General features: G+C 68.1%; 11 protein-coding genes. 3 read left to right on the top strand and 8 right to left on the bottom strand.

The features are described from left to right. Positions 1–205 precede the first annotated feature (205 nt). On the bottom strand, positions 206–2,500 hold the full coding sequence (locus AACG61_RS07205; protein ID WP_411839321.1) for a glycosyl hydrolase family 28-related protein: 2,295 nt from the start codon (positions 2,498–2,500) through the stop codon (positions 206–208). A gap of 147 nt (positions 2,501–2,647) precedes the next feature. Continuing rightward, entirely contained in the window at positions 2,648–4,234 is a 1,587-nt protein-coding gene (locus AACG61_RS07200; RefSeq protein WP_411839320.1) for a lysine--tRNA ligase, read from the bottom strand. An 88-nt stretch (positions 4,235–4,322) separates the two neighbouring features. Between AACG61_RS07200 and AACG61_RS07195 the strand changes: the two genes are divergently transcribed. Beyond that, complete coding sequence (locus AACG61_RS07195) at positions 4,323–4,745, top strand: tellurite resistance TerB family protein (protein WP_411839319.1); 423 nt, start codon at positions 4,323–4,325, stop codon at positions 4,743–4,745. Between the two features lie 6 nt (positions 4,746–4,751). Here AACG61_RS07195 and dacB read toward each other — a convergent pair whose 3' ends face one another. The 3 genes from dacB to AACG61_RS07180 all read right to left on the bottom strand — a co-directional run bounded on the left by dacB (position 4,752) and on the right by AACG61_RS07180 (position 8,394). After that, positions 4,752–6,125, bottom strand: a complete 1,374-nt coding sequence (dacB, locus tag AACG61_RS07190) for a D-alanyl-D-alanine carboxypeptidase/D-alanyl-D-alanine-endopeptidase (protein ID WP_411839318.1) — start codon at positions 6,123–6,125, stop codon at positions 4,752–4,754. After that, positions 6,122–6,712, bottom strand: a complete 591-nt coding sequence (locus AACG61_RS07185) for a nicotinate-nucleotide adenylyltransferase (protein WP_411839317.1) — start codon at positions 6,710–6,712, stop codon at positions 6,122–6,124. Before AACG61_RS07185 ends, dacB begins: the two co-directional genes overlap by 4 nt. Before the next feature lie 80 nt (positions 6,713–6,792). Continuing rightward, on the bottom strand, positions 6,793–8,394 hold the full coding sequence (locus AACG61_RS07180; protein WP_411839316.1) for a bifunctional metallophosphatase/5'-nucleotidase: 1,602 nt from the start codon (positions 8,392–8,394) through the stop codon (positions 6,793–6,795). 141 nt (positions 8,395–8,535) lie between these two features. Here AACG61_RS07180 and AACG61_RS07175 point away from each other — a divergent pair, with 141 nt between their 5' ends. Next, positions 8,536–8,871: a DUF952 domain-containing protein gene (locus tag AACG61_RS07175; protein WP_411839315.1), complete on the top strand. Its 336-nt coding sequence runs from the start codon at positions 8,536–8,538 to the stop codon at positions 8,869–8,871. Beyond that, on the top strand, positions 8,868–9,926 hold the full coding sequence (locus AACG61_RS07170; RefSeq protein WP_411839314.1) for a quinone-dependent dihydroorotate dehydrogenase: 1,059 nt from the start codon (positions 8,868–8,870) through the stop codon (positions 9,924–9,926). The genes AACG61_RS07175 and AACG61_RS07170 overlap by 4 nt, the downstream gene beginning before the upstream one ends. On the opposite strand, the gene cysE is transcribed toward AACG61_RS07170, so the two are convergent. From cysE to AACG61_RS07155, 3 genes are all read right to left on the bottom strand, one after another. After that, positions 9,923–10,750 carry a serine O-acetyltransferase gene (gene cysE / locus AACG61_RS07165; protein ID WP_411839313.1) on the bottom strand — a complete coding sequence of 276 codons (828 nt, stop codon included), beginning with the start codon at positions 10,748–10,750 and terminating at the stop codon, positions 9,923–9,925. The two genes, AACG61_RS07170 and cysE, sit on opposite strands and share 4 nt — an antisense overlap. A gap of 77 nt (positions 10,751–10,827) precedes the next feature. After that, positions 10,828–11,538, bottom strand: a complete 711-nt coding sequence (locus AACG61_RS07160) for a DUF2793 domain-containing protein (protein ID WP_411839312.1) — start codon at positions 11,536–11,538, stop codon at positions 10,828–10,830. Next, positions 11,528–15,409, bottom strand: a complete 3,882-nt coding sequence (locus tag AACG61_RS07155) for a glycoside hydrolase/phage tail family protein (protein WP_411839311.1) — start codon at positions 15,407–15,409, stop codon at positions 11,528–11,530. The genes AACG61_RS07160 and AACG61_RS07155 overlap by 11 nt, the downstream gene beginning before the upstream one ends. Positions 15,410–15,414 lie beyond the last annotated feature (5 nt).

Genomic DNA, 15,414 nt, shown 5'->3' with positions numbered 1-15,414 from the left:
GTCGTCGCCGAAGCGCCCGAGCGGGGCGATCAGCCTTTGAGAGAATGTTAATCACATGCCGCAATCAAAGTTAAACCATTTTTTTATAACGATAATTTTGTAAACAAATTGACGGATACGCTGCGCATCCTGTCAACGATTGACAGAATGCCGCATGGGCCGGGACGGGGATCACCCGGCCCGGCCAATGCGCGTGACGTGGGCGCTACTGCGGTCGGTCCATGCGCGCATAGACGCAGACCCGCCCGCGCAGGGCCTGCGCCCAGTTCAGCCGGATCTGTCGCCGGGCGGTCCCGAACTCGACCTGGACGGTGGGGCTGGCATCGACGCGGTCGCCGCCGGCGGTCAGCAGGCTGGTCTCGGTCACCACCGACTGGACCGACTTGGCCCAGGCCTGGAACGGCAGACCGGTCAGCGCCACCGAGGTCCAACTGGACGAGACGCTGTTCTGGGTGATCTGGACCATCAGCGGGTTCGACACATAGGTGTTGATGCCGTTGAAGGTGTTCGCCTCGAACTGGATGTTGCGCATGTTGTTGTAGTTCAGGTCGGCGATCGAGGTGTCCACCCGGTCGATCCGCTCGACATTGGCGAACAGCGCCTTGAAGACATTGCCGACCACATTCAGCCCGTGGACGAAATGGCCGGTGCCATAGGGCTTGATGGTGATCCAGGTGAACCACGGCACGGTGTTCGAACACAGGAAGGTGTTGCCCGTCAGGGTCAGCCCGCCGAAGCTGAACTCGGACCCGGTGAAGTTCGGCACCGCGCTGTGCTCGTTCGTCCACTCGATCGAGGCGTTGTCGACATAGTTGCCCGACACGGTGGTCTGCACGTTGGGCTGGGTCAGCACCAGCCCCGCATAGCGCAGCCCCTCGCCCGAGCCGTCGCCCTGGAACCAGTGGTTGCCGCTGATGATGTGACCGCCCCCGTTCGCGACCATGAAATGCGCGAAACGGACGAAACGGTTGCTGCGGACTTTGATGTCGTTGGCGTTCACGTTGATCGCCACCGTGGTGCGCTGCTGGGCGGGCAGGTCCATGTCGTTGGACAGGAACTGGCAGTTGTCGACCAGCAGGTCCTGGCAGCCGCGGCCGATCGACGTGATGCCCCGGTCCAGCGGGCGCGTGAAATAGCAGTCGCTGAACTGGATCATCTCGCCCTTGGGCGGCAGCATCACCCCGCTGGCGACCCGGTCGCAGCCGAAATCGACCTTGTGGAAGTTCAGGCGGCTCAGCTCGCTCACCCCCGCGAAGTCCAGCAGATAGCGATAGCGCTCGAACGAGTAGACCCGCGTGCCCGCCCCGCCGTAGAGCGGCTGCGACAGGCTCAGCGTGCCGTTGGCGACGTTCTTGCCGTTCACGTAGACCTCGCGGCCGACGCCGCTGCCCACGACGCGGCTGCCGATCTCGATGGCGGCGACGTTGGCCACGTTGCTCAGCATCATGGCCTGCGCGGGGTTGTAGGTCGCGCTGCTGCTGGTGCGGCCGGTGGTCCAGGCCGGGCCGGGCTTGGCCTGGATTGCGCCGTTCTGGATCACGCGGCGGTTCGAGAACCCCTCCAGCGTGGGCGCGACCTGCGCCAGCAGGATCGGCTCGTCCAAGTCGACCCGCCGCCCGCAGAGGTCCAGCGAGATGTGGTCGGTATAGCCCAGAAGCGCCTGCAGCGCCTTCTTCAGGCCAAGCGTCTCGTCGCCGAAGGCGTCCGCATAGGTGGGAAAATCGAAGCTGCGCAGGAATGACACACGCGTCGCGGCGGGCGTCACCAGGCGGCCCTGGAACCGGATGCGGCTGTTGATCGACAGATCGCCCGACACGAAGAAGGTCCCGGCCGGTACCACGATCGAGCGTCCCGCCGCCGCCTGATCGGCGGCGAGGAACGCCGCGCGGTCGTTCGTGACCCCGTCGCCGCGCGCGCCGAAGTCGCGCACGTCCACCCAGTCCAGCAGCGACGGCACGAAAGCCGCCGTCACGTCGTCGATGCGGATCGATTCGATGCGGAACGCCCCGCCATTGGCCCCCACCAGGTCCAGGCCGAAATTGCCGAAGATCGGGACCGTGCCCCAGGGCATGTCCACGCCCGCGCGGTTGCCGATGCCGACGATGGCGCTGACCTCGACCACCTCTCCATAGTTGCGCAGCGCGACCGTCGTGCCGGTGGTGACCAGGCCCGGCACGGTGTTGCGCGACCCGTCGCCCGCGCGCCCCGCGATGCGCACGCTGGCCAGCGCGCCCGCCACGATCTTGACCCGTGCCGAGACGCGCAGATAGACGCCGGGGATCATCGGCGTCTCGCCCATGAAGCGGATGCTGGTCGTTGTCTGCTGCTTGACGATCTCCAGGCAGGCGCCGAAATCCTGGTCCGCCGGCACCAGCGACGCGTTGGCCGCCTGATCCCAGGTGGGGCTGCCCGAACTGCCATCGGTGCGCGACCAGACGCCCAGGCCCGCCCTGAAGGCGGGCGGCGACAGCAGCAGCCCGTTGGTGATCGCAATGTTCATCGGTCATCCCTCCGTATCGGCATGAAAGGCAGGCCCCGCAAAGCCCGCCGTGATGCGGAAAGGAATAGTTGATGAAAGGTTAACGCCGCCTGAACCGGGCGCGCGCCGCAACGCCCCCCGGCGCAACGGCGCCGGGGATCGCGCCTGTCAGCCCTGGGCCGCGGTCAGCTTGCCGGCCAGCGCATCCGCGATCAGTCCGCGGGTCTCGTCCACGCCGTAAAGCGCGATGAAGCCGCCGAAGCGCGGCCCCTGATCGGCGCCCAGCAGCACCTGATAGAGGGCCGCGAACCAGTCGCGCAGCGGCTCGAAGCCGTGATCCTTGCCCACCGCGAAGACCATGGATTGCAGCGCCTCCGGGTCGGCGGGCTGATCCCACGCGGCCAGCCGGTCGGCCAGATCCTGCATCGCGGCACGCTCCACGTCCGTGGGAGCGCGGAAAGCGCGGGTCGGGGCGACGAAATCGGTGAAGTAGCGCAGCGCAAAGCCCGCCGCCTGGTCCAGGCCGGGATGGGTCTCGGGGCTGGCCTCCGGGGCATAGCGGCGGATGAAGCCCCAGAGCCCCTCCTTGCCGGTGGCCCCCGCGACCGATGCCAGGTTCAGCAGCATCTGGAACGGCACTACCATGTCGGAGGCCGGAACGTTGCCGCCATGGATGTGCCAGACCGGGTTGGCGGCCTGCTGTTCGGGCGTCTGGTCGGGGAAGGCGCGCAGCTGCTGGTGGTATTCGTCCACCGCCTTGGGGATCACGTCGAAATACATGCGCTTGGCCGTCTTGGGCTTCAGGTACATGAAATAAGACAGGCTCTCGGTCGAGGCATAGGTCAGCCATTCGTCGATCGACAGGCCGTTGCCCTTGGACTTGCTGATCTTCTGGCCGTGCTGGTCCAGGAACAACTCGTAGGTGAAATGCTCGGGCTTGCGCCCGCCCAGGATCTCGCAGATGCGGTCATAGATGGGCGTGTTGGTGCTGTGATCCTTGCCGTACATCTCGAAATCGACGTCCAGCGCGGCCCAACGGGCGCCGAAATCGGGCTTCCACTGCAGCTTCACGTTGCCGCCGGTGACCGGCAGGGTGATCTCCTCGCCGTCCTCGTCGAAGGTGATCGTGCCGGCCTTGGCATCGACATGCTTGATCGGCACATACAGCACGCGGCCCGTCTTGGGGCTGATCGGCAGGAAGCAGGAATAGGTCTGCTGACGCTCCTCGCGCAGGGATGCCAGCATGACCTCCATGATCTCGTCGTACTTCTCTGCCGCGCGCAGCAGCACGGCGTCGAACTGGCCCGAGCGATAGAATTCCGTCGCGCTGACGAATTCGTAGTCGAAGCCGAACGTGTCCAGAAAGCGGCGCAGCATGGCGTTGTTGTGATCGCCGAAGCTGTCGAACTGCTCGAACGGGTCGGGCACCGAGGTCAGCGGCAACTGCAGGTGGCCCTTCAGCATGTCCTGGTTCGGGACGTTCTCGGGCACCTTGCGCATGCCGTCCAGGTCGTCCGAGAAGCAGATCAGCCGGGTCGGGATGTCGCTGAGCTCCTGGAAGGCCCGGCGGATCATCGTGGTGCGCGCCACCTCGCCGAAGGTGCCGATATGCGGCAGGCCCGAGGGGCCGTAGCCCGTCTCGAACAGGACGTACCCCTTTTCGGGCGGCGCCTTCTCATAGCGTTTGAGCACCCGGCGTGCCTCTTCGAACGGCCAGGCCTTCGAGGTCATCGCGGCATCGCGCAGGGTGGTCATGATGGGTTCTCCTGTGATGGGTCCGGATGGCTTATTGAAAGCGTCGTGCATCGTCAATAATTTGCGCCTGACCCAATCGGAGAGCCCCATGACCATCGACCTGCCTTCCCTGTCCCCCTGCGACGCGCTGGTCGCGGTGATGGTGGCGGTGTCCTGTTCGGACAGCACGATCCGCACGGCCGAACTGGTGGCGATCCAGCGCATGGTGGATCACGCGCCGGTCTTCGCCGCCTATGACGACGACCGCATCCGCCCGATCAGCCAGACCGTGATGACGCTGTTCGAGGAGGAGGACGGCGTGGACGCGCTGTTCGGCCTGATCCGCGACGCGCTGCCCGAGAAGCTCTACGAGACCGCCTATGCGCTGGCCTGCGACGTGGGCGCCGCCGACGGCCGCCTCTATGAGGGGGAGGTGGTGATGCTGGCCGAGATTCGCGATCAGCTGAACATCAGCCGCCTGCATGCCGCCGCGATCGAGCTGTCGGCCCGCGTGCGGCACATGACGCTCTAGCCCGCGTCAGGCCAGCCGGGCTGCAAAGGCGGTCAGCAGGTCGGCCTGAAGGCCCTTCGCCGCCTGCGTCCAGGTCGCGACGCCGTCGGGCATCTCCTGCCCGATGCTGGTCGCGCGACGCGCCGGATCGGCGCAGAAGATCGCAAAGGCCGCCTCGCGCCCCGACGGTCCGCGCACATAGCCCGCCAGGTTCGACACGAAGTTCAGCGTTCCCGTCTTGGCCGCGACCGCCGCCCCGGTCTCCAGCGGATCGGCGCGCAGCAGCGGCGACAGGTTCAGCTCGCGCCCCGGACCCGAAAGGATGCGCGTCATCGCGAAGGCCGAGATGCGGCTGTCCTCGGACAGGCCGGAATGGTCGGCCAGCCGCATCCCCTGCCCCAGACCGCCCAGCCACAGCCGCATCGCCTCGGCCGAGGCCGGCAGGTCCTTCGCGCCGCTGGCCTGCAGGCCCAGCACCTCAGCCGTGATGTTGGTGGACCAGCGCAGCATGTCGCGCACCAGCTCGCTCAGCGGCGGGCTGTCATGCTGGGCCAGCACCTGACCCTGCGGCGCGCGCTGCGCGACGGTGGGCGCCGGCAGCACCAGACCGCGCGCGCGGCACAGCGTCTGGAACACGTCCCCCGCATAGACCGCGGGCAGGCGCACCGGCAGCCAGCGGCTGCCCGAGCGGCCCATCGCGCTGCGGGCGACGGTCCAGTATTCGCGATCCTCGTCGTGGCGATAGGTGAACAGATCGGCATGATCGCCCGGCATCGCGGTGATGCTGTAGGCCCGCGGGCTGTTCGCGGCGGCACGCGCCTCGACGCTCAGCTGATAGTCGACGCCGACGCGGCTCCAGCCCAGATGCACGCGGTTGAAGTTCAGGATCATCCCAGAGACGGCGGGATTGTAGGGCAGATGGTCCGATTGCTCGTCCGCGATCTCGGCCAGCGTCGGCAGCGCGCCCTCCCAGACCATGAAGCGGGTGGGCGGAGCGGTCTTCATGTCCGCCAATTGTTGCGCCAGCCGCGCCAGGTCGTCGGTGGACAGGACCGGGTCCCCCCCGCCCGCCAGGATCAGCGTGTCGCCATCGCGGATCACCCGGGTGGAGAAGCGGTGCGCGGGGCCAAGCCGGTCCAATGCGTAAAGCGCGGTGATCGACTTCATCGTGCTGGCCGGGGCCAGCGGCACCGCCCCCTGCCGCAGCGACAGCGGCTCCAGGCCGTCGGACAGCGCCCAGGCCACCCGACCGGGCAGCGCCGCACGGGCCAGGATGTCGCGGGGATCGGGCGCGGGACGCGGCAGGGGACGGCGGTCCAGCCCCTGCCCTGCGGCCAGACCGGGCGCGGCCAAGGCGGCCAGCGTCATGGCGAGGGCCTGCCTGCGGGTCAGCGCGGTCATGCCCGCCCCCGCAGCAGGGTCGATGATTGCGCCGACATGGGCAGGTTCAGCAGCGTCCAGGCGGGGGCGGGATGGTCCGGCAGCAGCGCCGCGCGCCATTCGGGCAGGCGCGCGCGTTCCAGCACTCCCGCCGCGACCGATCGCCGTGCCGCAAGGCGCGATCCGGGGCGGGCCATGACGGCCATCGGCACCGTCGCGGCGATCCGCGGCCAGCGGTCCCAATGATGAAACTGCACCAGATTGTCGGACCCCATCAGCCAGACGAAGCGGATGTCGGGATAGAGACGGCGCAGCGCGGCCAGCGTGTCGACCGTCCGGCGCAGGCCAAGCCGCGCCTCGATGTCGGTGACCACGATGCGCGGATCGGTGGCGACATGCCGGGCCGTGGCCATGCGATGGTCCAGCGGCGCGGGGCCGTGCGTCTTGAGGGGATTTCCGGGAGAGACCAGCCACCACACCCGATCCAGGCGCAGGCGCGTCAGCGCGACACGGCTGATCAGAAGGTGGCCGTCATGGGCGGGATCGAAGGACCCGCCCAGAAGACCGATGCGCTGGCCAGGCCGCGCGATGGGAAAGCCCGTCCGCATGGCGCCCGATTAGCGCATCCCTGCACGCGCGCCAAGGCGCGAAAGCGGGCGCCGGACCCGGCAGGCCCGGCGCCGATCGGTCACTTCACCGTAATGCGGCCGTCGACATAGGGGGTGTATCCCCCCTCCTGCGCTCCCAAATAGGCCGCCACGACCTCGGCCAGGTCGGGACCGAAGTCATAGGCGTTCTGCCCCTTGGTGGCGAAGACCTCATAGCCGTCGCCGCCGCCGCGCATGTAGTTGTTGGTGGCGACGCCATAGGTCGCCGCCGGGTCGATGGCCACCCATTCGCCGTCCTTCTGGACCATCACGTCGCTGATGCGCGACCCGGCCGCCGCAGCCGGATCGACGGCGTATTTCAGCCCCGCAACCTGGGCAAAGCGTCCGGCCGCTTCCTCATACTGGCTGGCGCCGTTCTCCAGCGCGGCGACGACATCGGCTCCGGTCAGCTGGAACGTGGCCAGCACGTTCTGGAAGGGCAGCACGGTATAGACCTCGCCCATCGTCACCTCTCCGGCGTCGATGGAGGCGCGCAGCCCGCCGCCGTTCTGGATCGCGATGGTCACGCCCTGATCGGCGACGCGGTCCAGCATGGCGTCGGCCACCAGGTTGCCCATCTCGCATTCCTGCGCCCGGCAGACGTCGCGGTCGCCGTTGATCGGCGCGGCGGTGCTGGCCACGACCTCCTCGCGCAGTGCCGCGATCGGTTCGGCCATCTCGGCCACGCGGGCGGCGATCGCCTCGTCCTCGGGGACCGAGGCGTCCAGCAGGATCGGCTCGCCCTCGACCGATGTCAGCACGCCCGCATCGTCGAAGGTCAGCGTCAGATGCCCCAGATACTTGCCATAGGCATAGACCTGAGCCACCGGCACCTGCGCCCCTTCCGCGCCATCGACCATGGTCGGATAGGCCGCCGTCGCGCCGTCCATGTCGCCCAAGAGCGTGTGCGAGTGACCGCCGATGATCGCGTCGATCCCCGGCACCTCGGCCGCCAGCTCCAGATCGCGCAGATAGCCCACGTGCGTCAGGGCGATGACCTTGTCGATGCCCTGATCGGCCAGTTCCGCCGCTGCGGCGGCCAGGCTGTCGGCATCGTCCTGGAAGATGACGTTCGGGCCCGGCGACGCGGTCTCGGGCGTGTCCATGGCCAGCGCCGAGACGATGCCGATCTTCTGGTCGCCGATCTCCAGGATGGCGTGCTTGGCGACCTTGTCGGCCAGCACGTTCGACTGCGACACGTCGATGTTGCTTGACAGGACGGGGAACTCGACCCCGTCCGTCAGCACCGCCAGCCCCTCCGGGCCGTCATCGAACTCGTGGTTGCCCACCGCCATCGCATCATAGCCGATGGCGTTCATGAACTCGACGACCTCCTTGCCCTTGTAGGTCGTGTAGAACAGCGATCCCTGATACTGATCGCCCGCGTCCAGCACGATGACGTTCCCGCCCTCGGCGGTGATCCGGTCGCGCAGCTCATTGATCTTCGTGGCGATTCGCGCCATGCCACCGAAGCACTCGCCCGCTGCCGTCTGCTCGGCGTCGCAGGTGCTGTCGCGGTCGCTGATCGGCTCGATCCGGCTGTGGACGTCGTTGGTGTGAAGGATGTGCAGCACCGTCTCGGCCTGCGCCGCTCCTGCGAGCATGGCGAAGACTGACGTGGCGGCAAGAAGGCGTCGTTTCATGCGCGATTCCCCTAGTGTCCCTGTTGATCTCGCCGGGCAGCTTGGCGCAGGCATCGCACGGGGTCAAATCGTCATGACAGTTCCATGGAGGCACGGCGAAGACGCCTTGACCGCATGCACCCGGTCGCGGCAAATGCCGACATGCAGATTTACAAGGTCTTTCGCGCCGACGAATGGGCGCAGTTGCAGCAGGACGGCCAGAGCCGCGGCGCCCCCGTGGATCTGGCCGACGGCTATGTGCATTTCTCCACGGCCGAACAGCTGGGTGAAACGCTGTCGCGTCACTTTGCCGGGGCGGAGGGGCTGGTCCTGCTGGCCTGCGACGCCGACAGGCTGTCGGACGACCTGAAATGGGAGCCGTCGCGGGGCGGTGCGCTGTTTCCGCATCTCTATCGGCCCCTGTCGATGGCGGACATCCTGTGGGTCCGGGACCTTCCGGTCCGGGACGGCGTCCATCAGACCGGTGATCTAGCATGAGCATTCGGGAGAAGCTGGGGCTGAAGGCCCTGCACCGTCTCGACCCGGAACGCGCGCATGACCTGTCGATCATGGCGTTGGAGCGGGGATTGGTGCCGCTGCATGGCGGTCCGGTCACGTCGGATCGTCTGCAGGTCGAACTGGCCGGCATGCCGCTTGCCAATCCCATCGGACTGGCGGCCGGCTATGACAAGAATGCGCGCGTCATCGGACCGCTGTCGCGCGCGGGCTTCGGCTTTCTGGAGGTTGGGGCCGCCACACCGCGTCCGCAGCCCGGCAACCCGAAGCCGCGGCTGTTCCGACTGACGGCCGAACAGGCCATCATCAACCGCTTCGGCTTCAACAACGACGGGGCTGCGGTCATCGGCCAGCGGATGGCCGCGCGGAACGCTGCGGTTCCGGTCGGTCTGAACCTCGGGGCGAACAAGGACAGCGCGGACCGGGCCGAGGACTTCGCCCGCGTCCTGCAGATCGCAGGATCCAGCGCGGATTTCGCGACGGTCAACGTCTCGTCGCCTAATACCGAAAAACTGCGCGATCTTCAGGGCGGGGACGCCTTGGCGGCGCTGCTCGCACGGGTCATGTCGGCCCGCGACGCAATGGACCGACGCGTCCCGATCTTCGTCAAGATCGCACCGGACCTCACCGACGCCGAGGTGATCCAGATCGCCTCGGTCGCGCGGGAGGCGCAGCTGGACGGCATCATCGCGACGAACACCACCCTGTCGCGCGACGGAATCGGTGGGCCGCATGCCGGACAGGCGGGCGGTCTTTCGGGCCGACCCCTCTTCCAACGCTCGACCCGCGTCCTGGCCTTGCTGCACCGCGAATTGCAGGGCGCGATGCCGCTGATCGGGGTCGGCGGCGTATCGGACATTGGGACGCTGTGGCGAAAGCTTCAGGCCGGGGCCAGCGTGGTACAGATCTATTCGGCCATGATCTATCAGGGACTGTCCCTGCCTGCCCGCCTGGCCGAGCAGCTGGACGACCGACTGGCCCGGGAACGGATCAGTCTGCCGGAGCTGACGGGATCGCGCGGCCGCGACCTGATCTAGCGGTACTCTCCGGCACCCAGCAGCTGATTCATGCTGTGCGACGGCTCGGGGCAGCCGGCATCGCCGATGACCCGGGCCGGCACGCCCGCAACCGTCTTGCAGGACGGCACGTCGTGCAGGACGACCGAACCGGCCGCAATGCGCGAGTGATGGCCCACATGGATGTTGCCCAGGACCTTCGCGCCCGCGCCGATCAGGACCCCGTCGCCGATCTTGGGATGACGGTCGCCATCCTCCTTGCCGGTGCCGCCCAGAGTCACCGAATGCAGCATCGACACGTCGTTCCCGACGGTCGCGGTCTCTCCGATGACGATGGAATGGGCATGGTCGATCATGATGCCCGTGCCGATCCGGGCGGCTGGATGAATGTCGACGCCAAAGCATTCGGAGCAGCGCATCTGCACGAAATAGGCCAGATCATGGCGGTTCTCGCGCCACAGCCAATGCGCGATCCGATAGGCCTGCACCGCTTGGAACCCCTTGAAGAACAGCAGCGGCTGGATCAGCCGGTGCGTCGCGGGATCGCGGTCATAGACCGCCATCAGGTCCGCGCGCGCCGCATCCCCCAGTTCGGAGGACGAGGCATAGGCCTGATCGGCGATCTCGCGCAAAATCTGCTCGCTCATCTCGCCCGACGCCAGTTTCAGCGACAGACGGAACGCCAGCGCCGCCTCCAGGCTCCTGTGATGCAGCAGCCCCGCATGGATCAGCGCACCCAGCAGGGGTTCGGAGGCGGCCGCCATCCGGCCTTCGTCGCGCAGCTGCGCCCAGATCGCGTCGCGGTCCAGCGACAAGGGAGTCTTGTCCGTATGGTGCATGTTCATTCTGGCCCACCCGATCTGTCCAGCCTCCTACATAGGATAAAGGTCGCCGCTGGAAAAGATGGGCGGGCCAAAGCCTGTCAGGAGGGCAGACGCAGTTCCAGCCAATGAACCGCCAGCGCAATACGTCCCGCGGTGAAGGTACCACCCTCCGCCGTCACGATCAGCGGTTCAGCCGCGTAGTAGGTCATAGGAGAGCCCAGCATTCCGCGCGCCCAGGATCCCTGCTGCTTGCCCAGTCCCTGACCGAACCGGTTCAACGCACCCGTCGTGCCAAGGCGCCACCCGGTCGCGGTCCCGGTGATTGCGGTCGTCACCCGCGCCACCGCCCCGATGACCATCGCGCCCGACGGGATGAAGACGGGGGTCGTGGCGGTAGCTCCGCTGGTCAGCACGACCTCGCCCTCGGCCATACCGACGCTCAGCCCCGATCCGCCGGTGCCCAGGCTCATCGCACCCACGGACCAGCCGATGCCGTCATGGATCGCCTCGACACCGCGATCCGCGACGAAGGCGCGCATGCCGCGTTGGGGCGGCAGGAAGATCCAGCCGCCATTGGCGCCCACCGCGACCTTGCCCCCTTGCCCGGCCCATGCGGCCTGCGCGCCGACCGGCACGCCCCAGCACTGACCGTCCAAGACCGCACCCGGCGGCGTCGTGACCGACACGCTCTGCAGGACCAGGTTGACCATGCCGTCCAGACGCATCAGGGCCTCGTTGACGGTGACGTGCTTCTGTGCCTGCGCCGGCTGCAGAAGCGCCATCTTCAGGCGGGTGGTTTCACTGGACATCGAAGTCTCTCCTTGCAAAGGGGCCGCGACCGAAGGTCCGCGACAGTTGGGCCAGCTCGACGGTGACGACGCCCGCGCGCAGCTGGGACCGGACGCCGTCCGGCATGGTCCAGACCGGACTGTCGGTCTGGACCTCGGTCACGACGCCGCCGTCCTGGACGAGGCGCAGCAGATAGCGCTCGGTCTCCTCGCCGAGCGGGATCTCGGCGCCGTCCCATCCGTCCCCCTCGATCCGGCTGCGCCGGACCCAGGTGACGGTCCGCCCGTCCATCCGCAGATGGCAGGGCGCATAGGGACGCAGACCCACCCCCGGCGCCACAGTGGTGCGGCTGCGATAGCTGGCGTCGTCCGGCGACCGCAGCGCCGGGCCCACGCGCCAGAACCGCTCCGCCCCCCGCGCCGAAGGCGGCAGGTCCAGCTGCCGCGGACCGCCATCCAGCAGCACGACAAGGCTGCCCACCGGCCAGACCTGCGGCATCACCGCATCCGTCCCCGCCTGCCCGCGCAGACGCTGGCTGATCTCCCACACGTTCGGGGCGACCAGTTCGGCCCGCGCGAACTGCAGCACCTCCCACCGGTCGATGGAGCCGTCGCCGATCGCCAGGGCATTCGCGCCGGACAGCAGTGCCCGCTCGGTCACCGACCGCAGCGGATCGGTCACCAGGCGCAGGCGCAGCGGCGCACCGCGGTCGATCACGCCGGGTCGCGCCTTCGCCAGCGGCGTCAGCGTCCGACCGATCAGCGATCGGCGTTGCAGCGTCAGGTTCAGCGCAAAGCCGCCCTCCACCTCGGCTGACCCATAGGCCGCGACCGCGCCCGGCCAGGGATGCGCCGCAACGGCCAGCCAAGGCGCATGCGGCACCTCGTCTCCGCGCAGCAGCGGCAGGTCCATGAACACCGGAAAGACCGGCATGGGCGGACGATAGACGCCGATGCCGCCCTGATCCTCGTGGTTCAATCGCGGCGTGTACAGCCCCGCATCCACGCGGACCGCATCCACCGTGATGGCGCCCGCCCGCTCGACACGGTCGATCCGCCAGCGCAGCACCTCCTGTCCGGGCATCCGCGTGGTGATCACGTCGCCCGGCCCGAGATCCGCCTGCGACGGTGCCAAGGCGAACCGCGCCGTATCACGGGCGACCTCCGCCTCCGCGATCCAGCGGTCGGCCACGGCCCGCCCTTCGGGCCGGGTCAGCACCATGGCGAACTCGCTCTCCGACACTGCACGCCGGTCGATATCGGCAAGGCTCGCTTCGGCCGTCGCAACCGCATAGTCACCGCCTGCCGCGACATGACTCAGGCGCAGCATGCCCACATTGCTCGCCTCGGTCTGGCGTACGGTCTCGAAACCGGTGACCTCTCCGGTCATGGCCAGATCCTCCGGCCCGATGGCCGCCCGGGCCAGACCGTTCCGCGCGACGAAGCGCAGCCGGCCGTCGCGTTCGATCGCGTCGAAACCGTGTGTCAGCATCAGGGGCTGCAATGCCGCCCGCGCCGATTCCGACGACTGCAGGGCATAGCCCCGCACGATGCCGGAGATGTTCGACACGTCGACCGCCTCGACCCCCGCCGCGCGGCAGAGGTCGCGAACCACCGCGCGCAGCGTGACCGCGCCCGCGCGACCGTTAAGCCAATGGCCACGCTCCCATGCGGGTCCGTCCGACCACAGGTCCTGCCGGCCCGGAAAGGCCGGATAGGGCCGCGCGTCCCAGCACCAGACATGCGCCCGGCCCAGGTCCAGCATCCGCATGCCATCGGCATTCACCGGGTTGTTCTGCGGGTCGCGCCAATGTGCCATCGTCGCCTCGACATAGGCGGCCTGGATCGCATCGTCGCGGGTGCCGTTCGAGTAATGCGGCAGCATGCTCTCGGACGACATCGCGTCCAGGAACTTGTTGGGCTGGTTCGTGGCCTTGTCCAATGCCGCGCAACCGAACTCGGTGAACCAGATTGGCTTCGATCCGGGAACCCAGCTCGTCGCCTCTACCTTTCGGACCCCGCCCGGCCGGTCGTAATGCAGGTTCTGCCACCAGCCCTTGAGATCCTTGTAGCGCCAGACCCAGGCCTCGTCGTAGCCGCCATCGGTGATCGGCGTGCGCCGCTGCGCATCGCGATCGGCCTGGCTGGCATAGTACCAGTCGTAGCCCTCGCCCCCCGCCACGTTCGCGCGCAGATAGTCGATGTTGTCGATCCGCCCCCAATGGGCGTCCAGATGGTCGTCGCCATCGCGCCAGTCCGACAGCGGCATGTAGTTGTCGATGCCTATGAAGTCGATGTTCGGGTCCGACCACAGCGCGTCCAGATGGAAGAACAGCGACCCGTCGCCGGGATGGTGCCCGAAATACTCGGACCAGTCGCTGGCATAGCCGATCTTGACCGTAGGTCCCAGGATCGACCGGACATCGGCCGCCAGCTGGCGCAGGGCGGTGACGGCGGGATAGCTGTTGCCCGCCGCCCGGATCTGCGTCATCGCGACCATCTCGGACCCGATCAGGAAGGCATCGATCCCGCCGGCCGCCGCGCAGACATGGGCGTAATGCAGGATGAACCGGCGATAGGACCATTCGTCCGGTCCCGCATATCGGATCGTCGCCCCGTCGCGCGTGAAATGGCCGGGCTGCGCCGTTCCGAAGAACGCCGCGACCTCGGCCGCCGCCGCCGCCGTGCCGTCGGGCGATCCCGCGCGGCCGGGGGCGACGCTGGTCGTGATGCGCCCGCGCCACGGCATGACCGGCTGTTCGGCGGCCCCATAGGGGTCGGGCAGTCCGTTCCCGCCCAGCTGCTCCATCAGGATGAACGGATAGAAGATCGCCTTGCGGCCCGATGCCGTCAGGGCGCGCAGCCCCTCGATGACCGAGGCATCCGACGGGGTGCCGCCATAGATCGGCCGCCCGTCCTTGCGCGACACCTCCATGGCACCGGCACGGTCGATGCCACCGGCCCGCCACGGCATCTCGGCGCCGTCAACCTCCTTGAACTCGACCTTCGGCTGCACCTTGCAGCGATTGATGCGCAGATCGCTGCCGAACCACGACACGATCAGCGAGACCGATCCGACATTCGGCAGCTCGCGCCCCAGGATATCCAGCGAAGCGCTGAAATCCGTGCCGCCCATCGGCGTGTTGGTGTTGAAGCTGCGGCTTTCGCCCAGATCACCGCCCTCGGTCACCGCGGTCGTCGCCAGGCTGTATTCGCCGGTTCCGGGGATCAGCGCCACGGCGCGCACGTCGCGCACCAGACCGCTGCCGTCGCGCGCCGGGCAGGTGACCTCGAAGCTCAGCTGCGGCATGCGGTTGCCCCACCGCTCCAGGCTCAGGTTCTCCAGCACGACATAGGCCGTCCCACGATAGGCCGGGGCCGCGTCACCCTCGATCGCCGCGATCGCCGGATCGGGCATCTGCGTCTCGCTGCCCGGATAGAAGCGCATGTTCAGATCGGACTGGGCGATCTCCTCACCGTCGGCCCAGACCCGGCCGACCGACAGGATATGGCCCTCGGCCAGCGCCAAGGCGACCGAGAGGCGATAGCTGACCTGCGTGACCTGGGCGCGCGGCGCACCCTTGCCGCCGCCTGCATCCTCGGTCCGGGTGATTTCCTCCAGGGGGGACGCCCAGATCACGTGACCGGGCACGCGCATCTGTCCCCAGATGCGCGGGATCGCCATGCCCTCACCCGCGGTCTGGATGCGCAGACGGTCGATGCGCCCGGTCTCGACCGCCTTCGCACCGCCGCCCAGCAGGCGCTGGTCGATGACCCGACCCAGGACCGCACCGGCCGCGCGTCCCAGCACCGCGCCCGACAGGCCAAGCACGGCCCCCCCGAAGCCCGCCCCAAGCGATGCGCCGACGGCAGACAGGACAATCGTGGCCATGAGGG

The organism is Paracoccus sp. ME4, assembly GCF_046736325.1.
Taxonomy (GTDB): Bacteria; Pseudomonadota; Alphaproteobacteria; order Rhodobacterales; family Rhodobacteraceae; genus Paracoccus.
The sequence above is the reverse complement of the archived record's forward strand: the minus strand, read 5'-3'. Positions and strand labels throughout refer to the sequence as shown.